The sequence below is a fragment of the Paenarthrobacter nitroguajacolicus genome (assembly GCF_007786235.1).
GTDB classification, from domain to species: Bacteria; Actinomycetota; Actinomycetes; order Actinomycetales; family Micrococcaceae; genus Arthrobacter; species Arthrobacter nitroguajacolicus_A.
On record NZ_VNFK01000006.1, the window covers coordinates 215294 to 237415 of the forward strand.

Annotated in this window: 20 protein-coding genes and 1 riboswitch; of the genes, 14 read left to right on the forward strand and 6 right to left on the reverse strand. The window is 62.6% G+C overall.

Translation table 11 applies throughout. From position 1 onward, the window contains the following. Positions 1–48 precede the first annotated feature (48 nt). The 3 genes from FQP90_RS10280 to FQP90_RS10290 form a co-directional block, all read right to left on the reverse strand. Entirely contained in the window at positions 49–1050 is a 1002-nt protein-coding gene (locus FQP90_RS10280) for a metal ABC transporter solute-binding protein, Zn/Mn family (protein ID WP_144649846.1), read from the reverse strand. A 107-nt stretch (positions 1051–1157) separates the two neighbouring features. Then, positions 1158–2228 (reverse strand): hemolysin family protein, encoded by a 1071-nt coding sequence (locus FQP90_RS10285; RefSeq protein WP_144649848.1) that lies wholly within the window; start codon positions 2226–2228, stop codon positions 1158–1160. After that, entirely contained in the window at positions 2225–3577 is a 1353-nt protein-coding gene (locus FQP90_RS10290) for a hemolysin family protein (protein ID WP_144649850.1), read from the reverse strand. Before FQP90_RS10290 ends, FQP90_RS10285 begins: the two co-directional genes overlap by 4 nt. 488 nt (positions 3578–4065) lie before the next feature. Here FQP90_RS10290 and FQP90_RS10295 point away from each other — a divergent pair, with 488 nt between their 5' ends. From FQP90_RS10295 to FQP90_RS23995, 6 genes are all read left to right on the forward strand, one after another. Further along, positions 4066–7866, forward strand: coding sequence for a multifunctional oxoglutarate decarboxylase/oxoglutarate dehydrogenase thiamine pyrophosphate-binding subunit/dihydrolipoyllysine-residue succinyltransferase subunit (locus tag FQP90_RS10295; protein ID WP_144649852.1), 3801 nt, complete (start codon positions 4066–4068; stop codon positions 7864–7866). A gap of 140 nt (positions 7867–8006) precedes the next feature. Then, the gene (locus FQP90_RS10300) at positions 8007–8606 is read left to right on the forward strand and encodes a GDSL-type esterase/lipase family protein (protein WP_014922202.1); all 600 of its coding nucleotides are present in this window, start codon (positions 8007–8009) and stop codon (positions 8604–8606) included. A 2-nt stretch (positions 8607–8608) separates the two neighbouring features. Beyond that, a complete protein-coding gene (locus FQP90_RS10305) occupies positions 8609–9886 on the forward strand; it encodes a serine hydrolase domain-containing protein (protein WP_144649854.1) in 1278 nt (425 codons plus the stop codon). 84 nt (positions 9887–9970) lie between these two features. After that, the gene (locus FQP90_RS10310; protein ID WP_144649856.1) at positions 9971–10819 is read left to right on the forward strand and encodes a DUF4097 family beta strand repeat-containing protein; all 849 of its coding nucleotides are present in this window, start codon (positions 9971–9973) and stop codon (positions 10817–10819) included. Beyond that, entirely contained in the window at positions 10819–11433 is a 615-nt protein-coding gene (locus FQP90_RS10315; RefSeq protein ID WP_144649858.1) for a PadR family transcriptional regulator, read from the forward strand. Before FQP90_RS10310 ends, FQP90_RS10315 begins: the two co-directional genes overlap by 1 nt. A 114-nt stretch (positions 11434–11547) precedes the next feature. Next, entirely contained in the window at positions 11548–11622 is a 75-nt protein-coding gene (locus tag FQP90_RS23995; protein ID WP_369299106.1) for a 50S ribosomal protein bL37, read from the forward strand. 98 nt (positions 11623–11720) lie between these two features. Here FQP90_RS23995 and rsrA read toward each other — a convergent pair whose 3' ends face one another. Both rsrA and FQP90_RS10325 read right to left on the reverse strand, forming a co-directional pair. Continuing rightward, positions 11721–11981, reverse strand: coding sequence for a mycothiol system anti-sigma-R factor (rsrA, locus tag FQP90_RS10320; RefSeq protein ID WP_018776387.1), 261 nt, complete (start codon positions 11979–11981; stop codon positions 11721–11723). Then, positions 11978–12781, reverse strand: a complete 804-nt coding sequence (locus FQP90_RS10325; protein ID WP_144649860.1) for a sigma-70 family RNA polymerase sigma factor — start codon at positions 12779–12781, stop codon at positions 11978–11980. Before FQP90_RS10325 ends, rsrA begins: the two co-directional genes overlap by 4 nt. 180 nt (positions 12782–12961) lie before the next feature. Between FQP90_RS10325 and FQP90_RS10330 the strand changes: the two genes are divergently transcribed. The 7 genes from FQP90_RS10330 to FQP90_RS10360 all read left to right on the forward strand — a co-directional run bounded on the left by FQP90_RS10330 (position 12962) and on the right by FQP90_RS10360 (position 20238). Continuing rightward, positions 12962–13477, forward strand: coding sequence for a DoxX family membrane protein (locus FQP90_RS10330; RefSeq protein WP_144649862.1), 516 nt, complete (start codon positions 12962–12964; stop codon positions 13475–13477). A gap of 6 nt (positions 13478–13483) precedes the next feature. Beyond that, entirely contained in the window at positions 13484–14851 is a 1368-nt protein-coding gene (gene aroA / locus FQP90_RS10335) for a 3-phosphoshikimate 1-carboxyvinyltransferase (protein ID WP_208759980.1), read from the forward strand. Between the two features lie 2 nt (positions 14852–14853). Beyond that, positions 14854–15969 (forward strand): ribosome small subunit-dependent GTPase A, encoded by a 1116-nt coding sequence (gene rsgA, locus FQP90_RS10340; protein ID WP_144649864.1) that lies wholly within the window; start codon positions 14854–14856, stop codon positions 15967–15969. A 54-nt stretch (positions 15970–16023) separates the two neighbouring features. Then, positions 16024–16836: a histidinol-phosphatase gene (hisN, locus tag FQP90_RS10345; RefSeq protein ID WP_144649866.1), complete on the forward strand. Its 813-nt coding sequence runs from the start codon at positions 16024–16026 to the stop codon at positions 16834–16836. Between the two features lie 182 nt (positions 16837–17018). Further along, positions 17019–17132: riboswitch (SAM riboswitch) on the forward strand. Between the two features lie 32 nt (positions 17133–17164). Continuing rightward, complete coding sequence (locus tag FQP90_RS10350; protein ID WP_144649868.1) at positions 17165–18574, forward strand: aminotransferase class V-fold PLP-dependent enzyme; 1410 nt, start codon at positions 17165–17167, stop codon at positions 18572–18574. Positions 18575–18690: 116 nt separating this feature from the next. Further along, on the forward strand, positions 18691–19515 hold the full coding sequence (locus tag FQP90_RS10355) for a class I SAM-dependent methyltransferase (protein WP_244296676.1): 825 nt from the start codon (positions 18691–18693) through the stop codon (positions 19513–19515). A gap of 9 nt (positions 19516–19524) precedes the next feature. Continuing rightward, a complete protein-coding gene (locus tag FQP90_RS10360) occupies positions 19525–20238 on the forward strand; it encodes a metal-dependent transcriptional regulator (RefSeq protein ID WP_144649872.1) in 714 nt (237 codons plus the stop codon). 19 nt (positions 20239–20257) lie between these two features. Here the strand turns inward: FQP90_RS10360 and FQP90_RS10365 are convergent, their stop codons facing one another. Continuing rightward, positions 20258–21709, reverse strand: a complete 1452-nt coding sequence (locus tag FQP90_RS10365; RefSeq protein WP_144649874.1) for an MFS transporter — start codon at positions 21707–21709, stop codon at positions 20258–20260. A 31-nt stretch (positions 21710–21740) separates the two neighbouring features. On the opposite strand from FQP90_RS10365, the gene FQP90_RS10370 reads away from it, so the two are divergent. Next, positions 21741–22115, forward strand: coding sequence for a hypothetical protein (locus tag FQP90_RS10370; protein WP_244296651.1), 375 nt, complete (start codon positions 21741–21743; stop codon positions 22113–22115). Positions 22116–22122: the final 7 nt, after the last annotated feature.

Sequence of the window (22122 nt, forward strand, 5' to 3'; positions counted from 1 at the left end):
TCTTAGGACGCTGACGGGGCCCTTCACCGCATACGGGGTGGGGAAACGCTACTTCTTCAGCGCGGAGGAGAGGGATTCCACGTTGTCGGTCATCCACTGGACATAGTCCTTGCCGTCCGGCAGCGTTTCCGTGAAGTTCAGGACCGGCACGCCGGCAGCTTCCGCAGCCCGCTTGACTGCCTCGGTCTGGGGGCCTTCGGTCTGCTCGTTGTAGGCAAGGAGCCGAACTGATTTGGCGCTGAGGAGGTCCGTGGTTTCCTTCAGCACAGCGGCCGGGACATCCGTCCCCTCTTCAATGGCGGCGCTGTAAGCCTCGGGCGTCTTGTTCTCCAGCCCGGCAGCTTCCAGGAGGTACAAAGGAACGGGTTCCGTGATGGCCACCGGAGCATGCTCGTTGCCCGCCTTTACGGCGTCAAGCTTTCCTGTCAGGTCAGTGAGCTTGGCTTTGAAGGCGTCGGCGTTGCTGGTGAAGGTTGAAGCCGAGGCTGCGTCCAGGCTGCCGAGCTTGCTTGCCACCGCATCGGCAAGCTTGCCCATCGTGTCCAGGCTGTACCAGACGTGCTCATTGAACTCGCCGTGGTTGTGCGTGTGGCCTTCTTCGCCGTGCGCCTCTTCGCTGTGGGCTTCCCCCTCGGGAGCGAGCCCGGAGATTTCCACGGCGCTGATCATGTTCTCGTGGCCGATCTTGGTCTCGTCGGCGATCTTGTGAAGAAACTCGTCATAGCCGCCACCGTTCTCCACCACGAGCTTGGCCTTGGAGATTACCAACTTGTCCTGGGCGCTGGCCTCGTAGGAGTGGGGGTCCTGGCTGGTTTTGGTGATGATGGCGTTGACGTTGACCTTGTCCCCGCCAACGGCCTTCACGATGTCCCCGTACACGTTGGTGGAGGTGACCACCTCGATGGCGCCCGGCGACGACGAACTATCGGCCCCGGCCGTGCCGGCACAGGAGGAAAGCAAGAGGGCGGCAAGACCGGCGGAAGCGGCCACGGACAGGCGGGCGGCGGAACGACGCACGAAGACCTCGGATCTACTCAAAATGAGAATCAAACACAATTATTGGCAGGTTCAAGTGTAACCCTAAATGGGAATGATTCCTATTAGACGCATCTGGCGCCGACCGGATTCGGTCGGCGCCAGACTGCTTTCGCTGCGTTTTACTGCACCTGTTGACCGCCGTAGCGCCGAATCCCCGTCGCCTGAGTGGCATCGCGGATCTCACCAACCAGTTGCTCAATGACGTCTTCAAGGAACAAGACACCCTGGGTGTCACCACCCGGACCGACGACGCGGGCCAGGTGGGAACCAGTGCGTTGCATGACGGACATTGCTTGCTCAATTTCGTCGTCCGGCGACAGGTTGGCAAGGGACCGGATACGACCCTCGGCGATCGGGTGCCTGCGCCCTTCGTCAGGGATGGACAAGATGTCCTTCACATGCAGATACCCGGCCAGTTCGCCGTCGTCGTCCACCATCGGGAAGCGTGAGAAGCCGGTACGGCTGACCGCCTTTTCCAGGTCCACCGGAGTGGAAGCCGTCTTGAGAACCACCAGCTTGTCCAAGGGGACCATGATGTGCGAGGCCGTGTGCTCTGAGAACTCGAGGGCACCGCTCAACAATCCCGTTTCGTCATCCACCAAGCCATGCCGCGTGGACTCCTGGACGATTGATTGCACCTCTTCCAGAGTGAACGATGAAGACACTTCGTCCTTGGGCTCAATCTTCATCAACCTCAGGATGTGGTTGGCCAGCCAGTTGAGGGACCAAATGATCGGGTTGACCACACGCGCGATGAACATCAACGGCGGCGCCAGCAGCAGGGCCGCCTTGTCCGCCACGGAAACCGAAATGTTCTTGGGAACCATCTCGCCAAAGGTGACGTGCAGGAAGGTGACGAACAGCAAGGCGATCGCAAAAGCGATGATGTCCGCGAGCTCCACCGGAACGCCCACCAATTCGAGGGGTTCAGCCAGCAAATGATGGATGGCAGGCTCGGCTACCTGAAGGATCAGAAGGGAACAGACGGTAATGCCCAATTGCGCGCACGCGAGCATCAGCGACACGTTTTCCATGGCACGCAGGGTTGTCTGCGCGCGCTTGGAGCCTGCCTCCGCCAGCGGTTCTATCTGGCTGCGGCGCGCGGACATGACCGCGAACTCGGCACCCACAAAGAAGGCGTTGCCGATCAGCAGCACGACGAGCCAGACAATTCCTACCCAGTCGTTCATACGGCACCTGCTTCATTGCGCGCGTTGCCGGCGTCCGCCGGAGACGACTCATCGGTCTCCACGTGATGGAAACAAATCCTGTCGATCCTCCGGCCATCCATCCTGGTCACCGTCAGCGTGCCGCCCACCGTGTCCACAACGTCGCCGGCTTTGGCAATGCGGCCAAGCTGACTCATGACGTAGCCACCCACAGTTTCATAGGCGGATTCGTCGGGAACAGTGAGGTTGGGGATCTGCTCGGACACTTCGTCCGGCCGCAGGAGCCCCGGGAAGTACCAATCCCCCGAGGCACTTTGCAGCACGCCTGGGCGGACTTTGTCATGCTCGTCAGAGACTTCACCGACGATCTCTTCCACCAGGTCTTCGAGCGTCGTAATGCCTGCGGTGCCACCATACTCATCAAGCACGACGGCGAGTTGCAGGTTGCCTTCACGCAATTCGGACAGGAGCGCGTCCAGGTGGATGGTCTCGGGGACCTGCAGGACATCGGTCATGATCGCTCCGGCTTGGAGTTTCGCCCGACGCTCCGCGGGCACAGCCACAGCCTTCTTGACGTGGACCACGCCGCGGATGTCGTCCGTGGAATCACCTATGATCGGGAAGCGGGAGTATCCCGTCCGTCGGGCGGCGTCCAGGATGTCAGCCACTGGCTGGTCGGCGTCGATCGTTTCCATGCGAATACGGGGCGTCATCACGTCGGCTGCTGTGCGACCCGAGAAGTTCAGGGTGCGCGCAACGAAGTTGGCCGTACCGGCATCCAGGGTCCCAAGCTCGGCGGACCTGCGGACCAGGGAAGCAAGCTCGGCCGGGGTCCTTGCCCCGGAGATCTCTTCCTTGGCTTCGAGCCCGAAGAGGTTCAGGACCTTGTTGGAGAAGCCGTTAAGCACCACGATGGCCGGCTTGAAAACCGCAGTGAACATCAGTTGGGGACGTGCCAGGCGTTTCCCCAACGGAAACGCAAGGGCAATGGCCATGTTCTTGGGAACCAACTCGCCGATAAGCATCGACAGGAGCGTGGCAAAAGCCATGGCCACAATCAACGCTACGGAGTGAACCACCTCGGGCGGGAGGCCCAATAATCCAAGGGGCCCAATAAGCAACTGCCCCACGGAGGGTTCCATCACGAAACCCGTCAACAGTGTTGTCAGCGTAATGCCAAGCTGGCAACTGGAGAGTTGGGTGGAAAGCGACTTGAGGCACTTCAGCAGCGGGGCTGCAGCGTGGTCGCCGTTGTCGACTGCCCGCTGGACGCTTGCTTGGTCCAGGGCAACGAGGGAAAACTCAACTGCTACAAAGAAGCCGGTGCCGAGAATCAGGGCAAAACCGGCCAGGAGAAGAATCCATTCCACCTAGCGCATCACTCCAAGGGTGGGCGCGTGCAAGGGGCTTGGTGCCTTCGGCTGGGGAATTCGCCCCGGCGGAGGCTGGTCGGGCGCCGCTGACGCATGGTCTGCGGCACCACCGGCTATAAGCGCCGGCGCGGGATGGGCATGTGAACGGGTATTGCCGGCTCGACGGGCGCGCTGTGCGGAGTTGCCAGATTGGCTCCCCCGACAGTTCCCAGGCCGGCACCTAGATTTACTGTCCATAAGGGTTTCAGTCTACAGTCAGCCCGCCGAAGGCTCCCACGTGCCGGGTAACTTCGCAATAAAAAACCCGAGTCAGCTCACTAAGTCAGCCGCAACATGATTTAGGTCACCACTATTGGCAGTTAACCAACGATCCTAACTAGACTGTCAGGGGTCTGAGTTCGCGGGACCCGGACCCTGTCCCATCGTTGCGGAAGTGCAACTTTGGCCAGCGGGAAAACAACACTCATGGAAGAGGCGTATTTCAAGTGCCAGAGCAGCCCAGCCACCGTCTACCAGAGGAATTTGGCGGAAACGAGTGGCTCGTTGACGAACTGTACGAGCGGTACCAACAGGACAAGAATTCGGTGGACACCAAGTGGTGGCCGCTCTTCGAATCCTTTGCTTCCGCTGACGGCACTTCTTCCAACGGAACCTCAGCAGCTCCAGCAGCTGCCAATCCCCCTACCCAAGTACTTCCCGTGGTAGCTCCGGCTGCAGCGGCACCGGCACCGGCGCCGGCCGCTCCCGCAGCTGCACCTGCCGAGGCCCCTGCCGCGGCGGCTCCCGCCCCGGCGAAGAAGGCACCTGCCACGGTTGCCCGGGACGGAGCAAAGAAGCCCGCCGCCGGCACCACTGCCCAGCCCATCCCCGCCCAGTTGCCCAAGAGCACCAAGGCTCCAACGGCGCCCGAGGAAGATGTCGTTTCCGTCCTTCGGGGTCCGGCCAAGGCCATTGCCACCAACATGGTCACCAGCCTCGAAGTGCCAACCGCTACCAGCGTCCGGGCAGTTCCCGCCAAGCTGCTCATCGACAACCGCGTAGTCATCAACTCCAACCTTGCCCGTGCCCGCGGTGGCAAGGTGTCCTTCACGCACCTCATCGGCTACGCCGTGGTTCGCGCACTCTCCCAGTTCCCCTCGATGAACGTCTACTACGACGAAATTGATGGCAAGCCGAGTGCTGTGCAGCCTGCACACGTCAACTTCGGCATCGCCATCGACATGCCCAAGCCCGACGGCACGCGCCTCCTGATGGTTCCCAACATCAAGAAGGCCGAGACCATGGACTTCGCGGAGTTCTGGCACACCTACGAGGACCTCATCAAGCGTGCCCGCAATGGCAAGCTCACGGCCGATGACCACGCAGGCACCACTGTCTCGCTGACCAACCCCGGCGGCATCGGTACAGTTCACTCGGTACCCCGCCTCTCCAAGGGACAGGCCGCCATTATCGGCGTCGGTGCGCTCGACTACCCGGCCGAATTCCAGGGTGCCAGCGAGAAGATCATCGCCCAGAACGCCATCAGCAAGATCCTCACGCTGACCTCCACCTACGACCACCGTGTCATCCAGGGTGCGGGCAGCGGCGAGTTCCTCAAGCTTGTCCACCAGCTCCTCCTCGGTGCGCAGAACTTCTACGACGAAATCTTCGAAGCCCTGCGTATCCCGTACGAGCCCGTTCGGTGGAGCCCGGATCTCCAGGTGGATCCGGCAGACGAGATCAACAAGGTTGCCCGCATCCAGCAGTTGATCCACTCCTACCGCGTGCGTGGCCACCTGATGGCCGACACCGATCCGCTGGAATACGTGCAACGCAAGCACCCTGACCTTGACGTCCTGACGTATGGCCTGACCCTGTGGGACCTGGACCGCGAATGGCCCACGGGCGGGTTCGGCGGCAAGCCGCAGCTGAAGTTCCGCGACATCCTCGGCGTGCTCCGCGACGCTTACTGCCGCACCACGGGCATCGAGTACATGCACATCCAGGAACCGGCAGAACGCAAGTGGTTCCAGGATCAGCTGGAGCACCCGTACTCCAAGCCGAGCCGCGAAGAGCAGCTGCGCATCGTCTCCAAGCTCAACGCCGCTGAAGCCTTCGAGACCTTCCTGCAGACCAAGTTCGTTGGTCAGAAGCGCTTCTCCCTGGAAGGTGGCGAGTCGCTGATTCCGCTGCTCGACGCCGTTATTTCGGACGCAGCGGACGATGGCCTGGACGAAGTTGCCATCGGCATGGCCCACCGTGGCCGCCTGAACGTGCTCACCAACATTGCCGGCAAGACCTACGCACAGGTATTCCGCGAATTCGAGGGCACGCAGGATCCCCGCTCGGTCCAAGGGTCCGGTGACGTCAAATACCACCTCGGCACCGAGGGTACGTTCACCTCGGACAACGGCAAGCAGACCAAGGTCTACCTCGCCGCCAACCCGTCCCACCTCGAAGCTGTTGACTCCGTCCTGGAGGGCATCGTCCGTGCCAAGCAGGACCGTTTGGACCAGGGCGAGTCCTTCCCGGTGCTGCCCATCATGGTCCACGGTGACGCCGCGTTCGCCGGCCAGGGCGTTGTGGCGGAAACCCTCAACCTCTCGCAGCTGCGCGGCTACCGCACCGGCGGTACCATCCACGTGATCGTCAACAACCAGGTTGGCTTCACCACTGCGCCGTCGTCATCGCGGTCGTCCACGTACTCCACGGACGTTGCCAAGATGATCCAGGCTCCGGTGTTCCACGTGAACGGCGATGACCCCGAGGCCGTGGTGCGCGTGGCGCAGCTCGCCTACGAGTTCCGTCAGCGTTTCCACAAGGATGTCGTCATCGACATGGTGTGCTACCGCCGTCGCGGCCACAACGAAGGTGACGACCCCTCGATGACCCAGCCGCTCATGTACAACCTGATCGAAGCCAAGCGCTCCGTTCGCAAGCTGTACACCGAGTCGCTCATTGGCCGCGGGGACATCACGGAAGAAGAAGCAGAGCAGCTGCTCCGCGACTACCAGGAGCGCCTCGAGCGTGTCTTCGCCGAGACACACGCTGCGCAGACGTCGCCGATCCCGATTATCACCGCGGACTCCGCAGCTGTCTCGGACATTGAGCGCCCCATTGCGCAGCAGGCTGACTTCGGGACCAATTCCCCCACGTCCACCGCGATTTCCGCCGATACCCTTGCCCGCATTGGCAAGGCCCACTTGGAAATCCCGGACGGCTTTACCGTTCACTCCAAGCTCAAGCAGCTGTTGGAGAAGCGCGAGCAGATGTCCCGCGAAGGTGGAATCGACTGGGGCTTCGGCGAAATCGCGGCCTTCGGCTCGCTGATCATGGAAGGCGTCCCCGTGCGTCTGGCCGGCCAGGATTCCCGCCGCGGCACGTTCGTCCAGCGCCACGCTGTATTCCATGACCGCGCCAACGGCAACGAATGGCTGCCCCTGGGCAACCTCTCCGATGACCAGGCGAAGCTGTGGATCTACGACTCCCTGTTGTCCGAATACGCTGCCATGGGCTTCGAATATGGCTACTCAGTGGAGCGTCCGGATGCTTTGGTGCTTTGGGAAGCCCAGTTCGGCGACTTCGTCAACGGCGCCCAGACCATCATTGACGAGTTCATTTCCTCTGCTGAGCAGAAGTGGGGCCAGCGTTCCTCGCTGGTGCTCATGCTTCCGCACGGCTACGAAGGACAGGGACCGGACCACTCGTCCGCACGCATCGAGCGCTTCCTGCAGATGTGCGCCGAGGACAACATGATCGTGGCCAACCCCACTACAGCGGCCTCGCACTTCCACCTGTTGCGTCGCCAGGCCTACAGCCGTCCGCGCAAGCCGTTGATCATCTTCACGCCCAAGCAGCTGCTCCGCCTCAAGGGTGCCGCTTCCGCCGTCGAAGACTTCACCAACGGCGGCTTCAAGCCGGTCATTGGAGACCCGGACGTCCAGCCGGCCAACGTGGATCGGGTCATCCTGGTCTCGGGCCGTTTGTACTACGATCTCCTGTCCAACCGTCAGAAGTCCGGTGATACGTCGACTGCGATCATCCGCGTTGAGCAGCTGTACCCGCTGCCCAAGGCTGAGATTGACGCCGAGCTCGCCAAGTACCCGAACGCTGACATCGTTTGGGCCCAGGACGAGCCCGCCAACCAGGGACCGTGGCCGTTCATGGGCCTGAACCTGGCACCGGAACTCGACCGCAAGCTTCGCTTGGTGTCGCGTCCGGCGTCGGCCTCCACGGCTGCCGGTTCCATGAAGCGCCACGCTGCTGAGCAGGATGCCCTGATTAAGCAGGCGTTCGAACGCAAGTAAAACGAAACTGCCCGGCCTGAGGAGCGATAAGCACGCCTCAGGCCGGGCAGTTCTGTTTAATGGGACAGGTACCCGGTTCCAGAACCGGCCGATGATCCGCCAATCCGTGCAAGGACCGTAACGAGTGTGAAGAGGTAACCGTGGAAGACAGGAAGCTGCGCATCGCAGCTGTAGGAGATGAACTGCTCGCGGGCCTGGGGGATCCCCGCGCATTGGGTTGGCTCGGACGAGTGCTGGCCCGGACACCCCAGGACTCCGTTGTGGTGGAAAGTTTCCCGCTCCCCTGCCCCATGGAAGGTACTGAGGGTCTCGCAGCCCGCTGGCAGGACGAAGCCGGCAGGCGCTTCAGTGATACGCACGAAAACAGGCTGGTAATCGGTCTTTCGGGGCGCGACCTTGAGTTTGGCCTGTCCACGGCGCGGAGCCGACTGAATCTGGCCAACATCCTGGACGGGGCTTCGCACAGCAGCGTGGAGGTCTTTGTGGTGGGTCCGCCTCCCACTCTGGATCCAGCGCGGAACAAGCGGCTTGCCGAACTCAATACTGCGTTTGCCGATGTGACTACACGGCGGAACCACCATTACGTTGACACGTTCTCTCCCTTGCTCAATCATGAGCAGTGGAGGACGGACCTCGCAGCCAATGGGGGAACACCGGGCCAGGCGGGCTACGGATTGATTGCGTGGCTTGTCCTGCACCGTGGCTGGTTCCAGTGGCTTAACATCGCTCAACCGGAGTAGCCATGACGCGGAACGTGCAGGTACCTGTCAGAGCAGCAATGGCCGCGACCTTAGTAGCCGCAGTGGCAGCCACAGTTTCCTGCAGTTCCAGTCCACCGGCTCCCTCAGCGGAGTCCTCCACAGCCGTACCGGCGCCGACGTCCACGCCTCTTTCTTCAGCGGCGCCCGCAGCCTTGCAGCCCTTCGACGCAGCAACTTTGCGCGCGGACTTCGAACGGACCGCGAAGGAAGTCCTTGTTCCCGGCGCCATGCTGCTGCTGGAGACTCCGGAAGGAACCCTCACCGCTTCGTACGGCACAGGTGTCCGCGGGGCCGAACGCCCGTTATCAGTGGAAGACCACATCCGCGTAGGGTCCGTCACCAAGACCTGGACAGCCACGGTGATCCTTCAGCTGGTCCAGGAGGGCAAGCTCGCGCTCGCTGATCCCGTGTCCAAGTATCGCCCGGACGTTCCCAACGGTGATGCCATCACGCTTGAGCAAATGCTGACCATGCGGAGCGGACTGTTCAACTACACCGAGACCCTTGAGCTCAACTCAGCCATGGACAAGGAACCTCAACGGGCGTGGAAACCGGAGGAATTGCTCGCCCTGGCTTTCGCCCATCAACCGTACTTCGCGCCCGGACAAGGCTTCCATTATTCCAATACGAACACGGTCCTTCTTGGTCTCATCGCTGAGGAAGTCGGAGGAAAGCCGCTCGGTGAGCTTTTCGACGAACGCATCTTCAAGCCCCTTGGGTTGAACGGAACAGTCTTTCCCGATATCTCCTCCAACGGCATTCCGGAGCCGCACCCCCAGGGCTACTTCTATGGCGACAACGTCCTGACCATGACCAATCCCGCCCTTCCCGAGGACATGCAGAAGGAAGCAACGGCGGGTACCCTTGCCCCTAACGACGTCACTGACGTCAACCCGTCGTGGGCTTGGGCCGCCGGCTCCGGGATCTCCACAGCAGCGGACTTGAAGACCCTGGGCGAAGCCCTCGTCAACGGAAAGCTCCTGAAATCGGAACTTCAGCAAAAGAGACTCGACAGCGTCACCCCGACCAACCCGGATATTCCAGGTGGCGCTTCCTACGGCTGGGGCATTGCGAAGTTCGGCAACCTCTATGGCCACACTGGAGAGCTTCCCGGCTTCAACACCTTCATGGGCAGCGATCCAACCAACGGCGTCACCTTGGTGGTGTGGACCAACCTGGCACCCACCGCCGACGGCCGGGACCCTGCCTCGATTATTGCCCGTTCCCTTATCGGCAAGGTCTACCGCGCTTCGTCCTGACTCTCCACGATTGCCCCTTGCTTCTCGGCAATTCGCGATATATCGTGACTTCATCAACGCGATATATCGCAACTTGGAGGGATCATGTCTGACGAATTATGGACCGTGACAGGACCACAAACCATTGATGTGGACGACGTCCGCTCTCTCAAACTGGGAATCGTCAAAGGCCGCTTTGACGTCATGACCCACGACGAACCTTTCGTCCGCATCGAGATCAGCGAGATCACCGGTGACCCACTCACTGTCACTTTGGTGGATGGACGCTTGGAAGTACGCCACCAACTGCAGGGACCGCAAGGCTGGTTCCGCAACCTGATGGGAACCGTCAACAACACCAGCACCAACTCAGTGGTGGTCGGCATAGCACTGCCGCCCGGCGTCGACGTCGAAGCGGGAACGGTGAGCGGCGACGGCCTGGTGTCGGGCATCAGCGGCCGCACGCGACTGAACACCGTGTCCGGTTCCGTCATGGCTGACGGAACCAGTGGCGAATTGCACGTCAACACGGTCAGTGGTGAAGTGATCGCCAGGAACCACGACGGCGTCCTGACCGCCAAGAGCGTTTCCGGTGAAGTTACCGCCTCTGGCACGTTCAAGAACGTTCGTGCCAGCACGGTGAGCGGCGACCTCAGCTTCGATCTTCAGGACTACACCAACGACCTCGGGGCCAACTCCGTTTCAGGGGACCTCACCATCCGCCTGCCGCATGATGTCGGCCTGGACATCGTGGCAAAGTCCGCCAGCGGAACCGTGGTGATCGACGATCAGATGTACGCCCAGCCCGGCAGCAATGTCCACACCATTGTTGGCCCGGATGAGCGGCTGATGCTGGTTCGGACCAACACAGTATCCGGCAAGACCTACATCATCCACGGCTCAGCGCCCGCACCGGAAAACGGGAAACCGGTCCCCGGGGAAGCGGGCCTCTGATGCCTCCGGTTTTCGCGCACGGAGCACTGCGGCTGTACCTCCTGGCGCTGCTCGAGACAGGTCCCAAACACGGTTACGAGCTGATCAAGGCGCTGGGCGACAGATTCGGCGGCACATACTCCCCCAGCGCCGGAACCATCTACCCGCGCCTGGCCAAACTGGAGGAGGAAGGCCTCGTTGCCACCGAGACCGAAGGGCGCCGCACCAAGTACCTCATGACGGAGGCAGGCCGGGCTGAACTGGACAGCCGCCGCCAGGAGCTTGCCGATGTCGAGGACACCATATCGGCCTCTGTGAGGCGGCTCGCCGACAATCTGCGAGAGGACATCCGGACCAACATGCGGGGCCTGCGGGCAGACCTGGCGGCGACTGCGGAAGCCGCGCGCACCACCGCAACCACGGCCCCCTTCCGGAGCCGGACTGCGGGCTACACCCCCGAAGGCCAGCGCATCCTTAAGGAAGCTGAGCTGATGGTTCAGTCCTTCCGGGATGACATCAGGGTTGAACTACGCCAGCACGGCGCCTCCCACCCGTTGACTCCCGTAGCGCTGGAAACGGTTCGCGCCGTCTTGGACCAGGCCCGCATCTCCATCAGGAATTCGCTGCGGAACTGACCGAAGTGCCGGCTCAGAAGCAGCACAGCAGCAGCCCGGTTCGCGGCGCAGCACTCGGATGTGCGAAACTGGAGGGCAGCTTTATTGAGTATCAATCCTTGAAGGAGGCCAGCTATGAGCAAGCGTGCACGTAAGCGTCGTGACCGTAAGCGCGGCGGCGCGAACCACGGCAAGCGTCCCAACACCTAAGCCATCGGCTTAGCGTCACAGCCTTAAAGCGAAGGCCCCGGAAACCATGCGGTTTCCGGGGCCTTCGACGTTGGTGGTAAAGATCAGGTTGTGGCCGGCTAAGCGTCAACCGGCTTGATGGAGTGAATCCTGTCCAGAATCGAGTTCTTGAGGTTCTCCGGCGCAGACTCCGTGCACGAACGCTTGACCATGGTGCGGATCAGGCATTCAAGGTCGTACTGCTCAGCGCATTCCTCGCACGTGTCCAGGTGCTGCTTGATCTCTGTGAGGTCTTCGCGTGTCAGCGCACCGTCGAGGTACTCATAGATCCGCTGCATTCGCGTATCGTCGCAATCGCCCAATCCCTGGCAGTCGCTCATTTCTCTTTCTCCTGATTGTTGCTTCCGGCCGCGGCCTGATCTTCGGTATGGGCCCTGAAGCCCCGTTCGGCGGCGTAATCCGCCAGCATGTCCCGCAGCATCTTCCTGCCGCGGTGCAACCGCGACATGACCGTGCCGATCGGGGTGTTCATAATCTCTGAAATCTGCTTGTACGCATATCCCTCGACGTCGGCGAAATAGACGGCGAGCCGGAACTCCTCCGGAATCGCCTGCAACGCGTTTTTGACGTCGGAGTCGGGCAAGTGGTCCAGGGCCTCAGCTTCCGCGGACCGCAAACCTGCTGAAGTATGCGACTCGGCCTTGGCCAACTGCCAGTCCTCGATCGTGTCCGAATTGGACTGCAGCGGCTCGCGTTGCCGCTTCCGGTAGAGGTTGATGTAGGTGTTGGTCAAGATCCGGTACAACCAGGCTTTGAGGTTGGTGCCCGGCTTGTACTGGTGGAAAGCCGAAAATGCCTTGGTGTAGGCCTCTTGGACAAGGTCCTCGGCGTCAGACGGGTTTCGCGCCATCCTCATGGCGGCCGAGTACAGCTGGTCCACGTACTGCATTGCGTCGCGCTCGAAGCGCGCCCGCCGCTGCTCGGGAGTTTCCGTGGAGACATCGACGGCGGCCGGTGCCGGACTGCTGTCTTCGGCTGACGCGTCGGCTGCTTCGTACATGGCCGCTGCGGCCGGTTCAATGGTGCTCATCGTTGCCAAGTCTACTGTCAGCTGGGGGGAATCCGGCTGCGTCCCGAACCCAGCCTCCGGTAGAACCCTGCGGTCCTTCACCAAAGTCAAAAAACCAACTCCATTCAGCGAGGCGGCAACACCATGCCGCGGTCCGGTCTCCACCGCACCTGAAACTCACAACGGCTGCCGCTGGGTAAATATTCCGCAAAGGTGCAAGACTAGAGCAGACTGCACCCCGTGAACACAACACTCATCGAACAGTGTGGCAAGCCACCCAGGAGGCAAGACATGTCAGTTATCCGTTTTCTCGCGCGACCTATGCTCGCGTCCAGCTTCGTCGTCGCAGGTCTGGACAAGCTCAGGAACGCGGACGACACTGCCAAGCAGCTCTCCCCCGTCCTTCGCCGGGCCTCGGAGTCCCTGCCCTTCAAGGCGGATGAGAAAACCCTCGCGCGCGTCCTCGGCGGTGCCCAGCTGGGTGCCGGAGCATTGCTCGGACTCGGCAAGCTCTCCCGCTTCGCAGCCACGGTGCTCGCTGTGACCTCCGCACTGAACTCCTACGTCGAATGGCGTTCTGCCGACATCAGCACCAAAGAAGGCCGCCACGCCCGCAAGGCGCAGCTGTTGAAGAACATCTCCCTGACCGGTGGCGTTCTGCTTGCCGCTGTAGACACCGAAGGGCGCCCAAGCATTGCCTGGCGCGCAGAGCATTTGGCAGCAGATGCCAAGAAGGTCACAGGCAAACAGATCAAGCGAGCAGACAAAGCAGTACGCAAGGCCGTTGACAATGCAGTTGGAGCATAAGGAAGCATGACAGGTACCACCGCCGCTAACACCGAACCACACACGGCCGCCGCCCTCCCCTTGTGGCCGGCTCCTTACGCCAAGGGGCCGGTGGATGCCACGGTGACGGTACCCGGTTCAAAGTCCTTGACCAACCGTTTCCTGGTGCTGGCGGCTTTGGCGGATGGCCCCTCCCGCCTTCGGGCTCCGCTTCATTCACGTGATTCCGCCCTGATGATCCAAGCCCTCCGTCAGTTGGGTGCCACCGTCACGGAGGTTCCGGGCGACGGTGATTACGGTCCCGATCTGGAAATCTCACCACTGGATCCGGCCGCTTCCAGCGCAGGGACGGCCATCGACTGCGGCTTGGCCGGCACGGTTATGCGTTTCGTTCCCCCGCTGGCAGCGCTGCGGAATGGCTCCACCGTCTTCGACGGCGACCCCCACGCTCGCAACCGGCCCATGGGAACGATTATCGAAGCCCTGATCGCCCTCGGTGTTCCTGTCGCGGCTGAAGGCGGCAGGACGCCGTCGGCCCTTCCTTTCACGGTTGAGGGCACCGGCGAGGTCCGGGGCGGCCACCTGGTCATCGATGCCAGTGCGTCGTCACAGTTCGTTTCCGCCTTGCTGCTGGTGGGGGCCCGTTTCACTGAAGGCCTGCACCTGGAGCACGTAGGTAAGCCGGTTCCGAGCCTTGACCACATCAGCATGACCGTGGCGGTACTCCGCAGCGTCGGGGTCACCGTGGACGACTCCGTCCCCAACCACTGGCGGGTTTCCCCCGGGCCCATCAAGGCTTTTGACCAACGGATCGAACAAGACCTCTCCAATGCAGGCCCCTTCCTGGCCGCCGCACTGGCCACGCACGGCACTGTCCGCATTCCCAACTGGCCCACCGGTACCACGCAGGTGGGTGATCTGTGGCGAACCATCCTTGCGGCCATGGGCGCAACCGTGACCCTTGACGACGGGACGCTGACGGTCACCGGCGGGAACGAGATCAAGGGTGCGGATTTTGACGAAACAAGCGAGCTTGCTCCAACGGTAGCCGCCTTGTGCGCCTTGGCCACGGGCCCGTCACGTTTGACCGGCATTGCCCACCTCCGTGGGCACGAAACCGACAGGCTGGCGGCACTGGTGGCCGAGATCAACCGCCTCGGCGGAGATGCCGAGGAGACCGCAGACGGCCTGGTGATCCGCCCGGCAACCCTGCACGGCGGCGTGGTCCACAGCTACGCAGACCACCGCATGGCTACGGCCGGCGCCATCCTGGGGCTCGCCGTCGAAGGTGTCCAGGTTGAAGACATCGCCACCACTTCCAAGACCATGCCGGAGTTCCCGGAGATGTGGGCACGAATGCTTGAGTCGGCCGGCACCAGCGAGGCCAGCAACTGACCATGGGCCGCGACGCACGCTCCTGGGACGAGTCCGATGTCCGGATCCGTCCCAATAAAAAAGGCTCACGCCCCAGGACCAAGGACCGCCCCAGCTATGATGACGCCGTGATTGGACGGATCATCACGGTGGACCGCGGACGCTACCGGGCAATCGTGGGAGAAGACTCCGCCAACGAGCGCATCGTTATCGCCGCGCGCGCCCGTGAACTGCGGCGCAACCCCGTCGTTCCCGGCGACTTCGTGGCGTTGGTGGGAGACGTTTCGGGGTCGCCGGACACTCTTGCGAGATTGGTCCGCGTAGAGGACCGCAAGACGCTCCTGCGCCGCAGCGCTGACGACACCGACCCCATCGAACGGGTGGTTGTGGCCAACGCGGACCAACTCGTCATTGTGGTGGCAGCAGCCAACCCTGAACCGCGCACGGGATTCATCGACCGTGCACTGGTGGCGGCGTACGACGCCGGCATCGAGCCGCTGCTGCTCATTACGAAGGCAGATGTTAAAGATCCGGCCGAGCTGCTTGCCAACTACCTCAGCCTGGACTTCCCCGTGATCATCAGCCGTACGGCGGATTCCGAAGCCGGTGGCATCGATGCCCGCTCGGATGACGGATTATCCGCCCGACTGGACAGGGACGCCGTCTCCCAGCTCCGCTCCCACCTTGGTGGCAAAGTCACCGTCATGCTCGGGCACTCCGGTGTGGGTAAATCCACCATGGTCAACGCCCTGACGGGAGCCGAGCGAGCCACGGGGGGCGTCAATGCAGTAACGGGCCGTGGCCGGCACACCTCGTCATCGGCGTTGGCCCTCAAGCTTGCCGATGCTCCATCGGGCAGTTGGATCATCGACACACCGGGTATCCGCTCCTTTGGCCTGGCCCACGTGGACCCCGACCGGATCCTGCATTCCTTCCCGGATCTTGAGCCTGGCACGGAGTCCTGCGACCGTGGCTGCAAGCACGACGCCACCGCCATCAACTGCGGGCTGGATCCTTGGGTTAATGAAGGCCATGCCGGACCGTCCGGAGTGGCCCGCTTGGCATCCCTGCGTCGGTTGCTGGGTGCGGATCCGCGCCTGGAAGCAAAAGAGGCCAAGGAACTGGGCACCGTCAACTGATCCTTGCCGCTTCACGTCCCCACCGGAGCGAACGTTTCAGGATAGTTTGGTGGCATGACCCATCCCGTTTCCACCTACAACGATGACCTGCGGCTGGCCCACGTCCTCGCTGATTCCGTCGACGCCCAGACCATGGATCGCTTCAAGGCGCTGGACCTCCAGATCGAGACCAAGCCCGACCTCACACCCGTCACGGATGCCGACAAGGCCGCCGAAGAAGCCATCCGAGGTCAATTGTCACGGTCGCGCCCCCGCGACGCCGTTCTCGGCGAAGAGTTCGGCAGCAGCGGTCACGGCTCACGCCGCTGGATTATCGATCCCATCGACGGGACCAAGAACTTCGTCCGCGGCGTTCCCGTGTGGGCAACGTTGATCGCACTGGTGGATGAAGGGGAACCCGTGGTTGGCGTCGTGAGTGCACCCGCCTTGGGCAAGCGGTGGTGGGCCGCCAAGGACATGGGTGCCTACATGGGCCGATCCCTTGCTTCCGCGACCCGGCTCAAAGTTTCCAACGTTACGCGGCTGGCCGATGCCTCCATGTCATATTCCAGCCTGTCCGGATGGAAGGAACGCGGCAACCTCGACGAATTCATGGGCCTCACGGAGGATGTCTGGCGGACACGCGCCTACGGCGATTTCTGGTCCTACTGCCTGGTGGCTGAGGGCGCAGTGGATATTGCCTGCGAACCTGAACTGAACCTCTACGACATGGCAGCCTTGGTTCCCATTGTCACCGAAGCCGGTGGGCGCTTCACGTCGCTGGAAGGCGAAGACGGCCCGTTTGGCGGCAACGCGCTGGCTACCAACTCGATCCTGCACTCTGAGGTCCTCAAGCGTCTCAACCCCGGCTTGGACGACCTTCTCTGATTTTGTCCCCACCTCCCCCCACACGGCGGGTATCGGAATTTTCGACGGCGGATGGCCCCTTTTGTGGCCGTCCGCCGTTTTTTATTCGGTCAGTGGGGTGATTCGCATTCAACGTAACAAAGGCCTTAATAATCGGCAGCGGCTTTGGATGGCCCGCCGGACGTGCCGTAGCCTTTTTTACAGGTCACGAGTGCCAGCGCTAAACCCCGGTTTGCTGGCCGGCAACCCTCCATTCGCGGTGGGGTGCCCCGGGTGACGACCCGGCCGGTCCGGAACGGATGCGGCAAGCGCGGATCCCCCTATGGGGGTCCCTCTTGAGTGAGGTCCCATGAGCACTGTCACGTTCGACTCCAACATCATTCCGTCCTTCGCTGCGGAAACCACGGCAGAGGCAGGAGCTGCCGCACGCCCCCTTGCCGCTGTCACCGGTGCGGAGTTGCAGGCGCCGCTGATTCAAGGCGGGCACGTCCGCTACGCCAACCTTGACTACGGGGCATCGGCTCCTGCGTTGACTATTGTCTCGGCGCACCTCAACGAGATCCTTCCTTACTACGCAAGTGTCCACCGAGGTGCGGGCTACGCCTCACAGATCAGCACCTCGGTGTACGAGAATTCGCGGAACATCGTCCGTGAATTCGTCGGCGGTCGGGCAGACGACTCCGTAATCTTCACGCGGAACACCACGGATTCGCTGAACCTCCTGGCTGGATGCCTCCCGCACACGGACGGCCAGCCCGTCGGTGAGGTCCTTTACCTGGACATCGAACACCATGCCAACTTGCTCCCTTGGCAGGGAGTCCCGCACCGCAGCGTTGTCGCCGCCACAACCTTGGCCGCCACGCTGGACAAGCTCCGCGCGGAACTCGCCCAAGGTGGAGTCAGCCTGCTCGCCGTCACCGGCGCCTCGAACGTGACCGGCGAGATCCTTCCCATCGCCCAGCTTGCGTCCCTTGCCCACGAGCACGGTGCACGGATCGTGGTGGATGCCGCCCAGTTGGCACCGCACCGACGGATCAACATCGCGGAGGCCGACGTCGATTACCTTGTGTTCTCCGGACACAAGCTCTACGCCCCGTTCGGCGCCGGCGTCGTGGTGGGTCGCCCGGATTGGCTGGACTCCGGCATTCCCCACCTGGCAGGCGGCGGCGCTGTTCGTGAGGCCCGCCTGGATTCGGTCAGCTGGGCCACTGGCCCTGCACGGCATGAGGGCGGCTCCCCCAACGTCCTGGGAGCGGCAACCCTGGCGCGTGCCACGCAGGTCCTCGCAGGACTGGACCAGGAAGCCTGGCACGCCCACGAGGCTGCTATCCGTTCCTACCTGGTGGAAGGCCTCGAAGCGATCGACGGCGTAACAGTCCACCGGATCTTCAGCGACTCCGAGGACACCATCGGCGTGGTCAACTTCTCCGTGGAAGGATTCGACGCCGGTTTGGTCGCCGCCTACTTGGCGGCAGAACACGGCGTAGGCCTGCGCGATGGCCGCTTCTGCGCCCATCCCCTCCTGAAGCGGCTTGGGCTCCCTTCCGGTTCCCTGCGTGCCAGCTTCGGCGTCGGCTCCCGGTTGGAGGACGCCACGAGGCTGCTGGCCGGCATCGAAGGACTGAAGCGGGACGGACTTGGTTGGGACTATGTGGTGGACGAGGGCCGGTGGGTGCCTGCCAACGACCACCGCAGCTACCCTGAGTGGGCACCGAACACTCCCGGCACGGCAGGCGCTGCTCCCTGCACTGTGGATTAGAAGGACTGTGGATTAAACGACTGTGGACTAAAGGAACCGAGCCCCAACGATTCCAGCTGCTGCGGTAAATTCGTAGGGTACCTTTTGGCCACCCTGTGAAGGAGTTCCGCGTGTCCCTGCGTTCCCCGGGCGCCGCCAGCGGTGCCGCCGGCATTCCCGGACCCGCTGGACCGCGTGGTCCCAAACTCTACGCCACCCGCCGGCAGGAACTCGGCCGGAGTTTCCAGGACGGCGGGGAGCACTACGATCGCGTGCGGCCAGGTTATCCGTTGGACTCGCTGAACTGGATCCTTCCCGACGGAGCCACTGCAGCCGCGGACCTGGGCGCAGGCACCGGCAAGTTCACCGCGCTCTTGGTCGGCCACGGACTTGAGGTGGCCGCCGTCGATCCTTCCACGGACATGCTGGAGCAACTGCGAAAGGCCTACCCCCGCGTCAACGCGCTGGAGGGAACAGCCGAGGCAACAGGGCTGGCGGACTCAGCATTCGACGTCGTCAGCGTTGCCCAGGCGTGGCACTGGTGCGAGCCGCTCGCAGCGAGCACGGAAATCGCCCGGATCCTACGGCCTCATGGGGTCTTGGGCCTGGTCTGGAACCAGTTGGATACAGCTGTTCCGTGGGTTCATCGCCTTTCCCGCATTATGCACGCAGGAGACGTGCATAAACCGGGCTTCCGGCCAGTCATCGGACCGGAGTTCGAAGGATTGGAAAGCCACCTCACCCTGTGGCAGGACACTTTGTCGCCGGAAGACATCATGGAACTGACCAAGTCCCGCAGCTACTACCTCCGTGCCAACGAGGCCACCCGGGCGAAAGTCATGGGCAATCTCGAGTGGTACCTTTACGACCACCTCGGGCACACACCGGGCGAAACAGTCCAGGTGCCGTACATGACGCAGACGTGGCGGGCGTTCAAGATCCACCCCGCCACGCCACGGTAGGCTTGGTGTGTGAAGACCAGTACGCCCTCCTCCTCGATTGAGGACTACGTCAAGGTCATCTACTCCTACACGGAGTGGCAAGACAAGCCGATTACGTCCTCCCAGCTTGCCCAGCGACTCGGCGTCGCCAATTCGTCGGTGTCGGAAATGGTCCGCAAGCTCAAGGACCAAGGTCTGGTTGACCACCAGCCGTACAGCGCCATCAGGCTGACGCCCGAAGGCATGCGCCTGGCCTTGTCCATGGTGCGCCGGCACCGTCTCATCGAGACGTACTTGGTGGATGAACTCGGCTACAGCTGGGACGAAGTCCACGACGAGGCCGAAATGCTGGAACATGCGGTGTCAGATACCTTCATCGAACGCATGTCCGCCAAGCTGGGCCATCCGGTCCGCGACCCGCACGGGGACCCGATTCCGTCCGCCGATGGCACGGTCGACCTGCCGCATGCCTACCGCATGATCGAACTGGACCAGGGCCACTCGGGCCGTATCACCCGGATCAGCGACGAAAACCCCGACCTCCTCCGGTACTTGGCTGCGGAGGAGATCGCGCTTGACGCACCAGTGGAAGTGGTGGGACGCAAGCCCTTCGGCGGGGCGCTGGTGGTCCGGATCGGCAGCGGCCCCGAACGTCGTGAATTCGACCTCGCGGACGAAGTCACCTCGGCTCTCTGGGTCCAAAGCATCGAGACGCACGAAGGCTGCGTCCTTCCCGCCCGCTGACCGGTGCCCCCACCCAAGGTCAGCTGCGCTGCCCGGCTGGACCGCCGTCGTCGGACGCTGCATCCGGTTCGCCGACAGGGGCGGCCGCCTCGCGGGGCGGGTTTCGTATCCCGACGGCGGACGCCACCGCCCCGATCAGGAACAGTCCAGCGGTGACCACCAGAGCATTGTAGAGTCCTTGCCGGGTAAAGACGGGCCCCACAATCACACCCGCGAAGGCAATCGAAATGAGACCGGCGATACGGGCCACGGCGTTGTTCACCGCGGAACCGATTCCCGCCTCCTCAGGTGGCACGGCACCAAGAATTGCGGCCGTGAGGGGCGCCACGAGGGTTGCCAAGCCGATGCCGAAGACAATCTGGCCCGGCAACACCTGGGTCCAGTAGTTGAGCGGTTCCTGAACCGACAAGGACATCAGGAAGCCCGCACCGCACAGCAACGGCCCCACAGTCATGAACCATCTGGGTCCGTATTTGCCCGCCAAACCACCAAAATAGGACGCACTCAGCATCAGAATGACCGTCCCCGGCAGCAGCGCCATGCCTGCCAGCGTGGCACCCATGCCACCCACCTGCTGCAGATAGATGCCCAGCACGAAGAAACCCAGCGAGATGCCTGCATAAATGGCCAAAGTTGCGATGTTCCCCCAACCAAAGTTGCGGATGGTGAACAGCCTGAGCGGCAGCATGGGCTCTGCAGTCCTGGCTTCATGCCACAGGAACAGAACCATGGCCACCACCCCGACCACCAGGGGCACCCACACTTGAGCACTGCTCCAGCCCATGCGGCCCTGTTCGATGAACGCATAGACAGGCCCGCCCAAGCCAACCATGGCAAGGACGGCACCTGGATAATCGATCCTCTTGCTCCTGTCCCGCGCGGCGTCGGATGACCGCAGACCGGCAAGCATGGGCCAAATGGCAACGGCGGGAATGACGTTGATGAAGAAAATGACCCGCCAGGAAAGCAGGTCCACGGCGACGCCACCAATCAACGGGCCCACGATGGCCGCCGCACTGGTCCACCCCGACCATTGCCCGATCGCCTTCGACTGCGCTGGCCCCGAAAACGACGTGATGATCATAGCCAGCGAACTCGGCACCAGCAGGGCGCCGGCGATTCCCTGCAAAGCCCGGGACACCACCAGGATTTCACCCGTCCACGCCAGCCCGCACATCACCGACGTAACAGCGAATCCAGCCAGTCCCCATTTCAGGATTCGAGCCCTGCCGAAATGGTCGGACAACGAGCCGGCCACCAGGATCAAGGCACCCAGCGTCAGCAGGTAGGCGTCCACCACCCACTGCTGGATAGCCAGGCCTCCACCCAACTCCCGACCGATGGCTGGAAGTGCGAGATTCACCACAAAACCGTCCAGAATGGCGATGAAAGACGCCACGATTGCCACCACAAGGACACGCTTTTGGAGCGGGGTACTCGGCGGGAGGGCCACTGAGTCAGTCATGTGCACAGCCTACGCCGGGGAAGTCCCGTATCGTTGAATGGTGATTAGCAGACGTGATGCCGCATTGGCCCTTGATATTTCGATGGAAATGGCCCAACGCCACGGTATTCCGTCCCGCCTCTCCGAGGCCGACCTCAGGGAGATGCAGGACAATCCCCCTGCCTGGTTGGCGCAGTCCCGAGCCAACCGCACCGGCAAGCGACCCGTCTGGGTCCACCTCACATGCGCTGTGTGCGGTTACTCCGAGGCCGTACGCCCCAAGAAATGGTGGCCTGAGTTTTCCTTCGTCTTCTGCGGAACACACCGCAACAGCGAACTCCCCGCACTGTTCCTCGGCGAAGTCCGCAGCGAGTACGAAGGGGTGGGCAGCCGCTTCGTCGGCGTTGTGGACGTTCCAGAAAACCAGGCCTAGCCTGCCG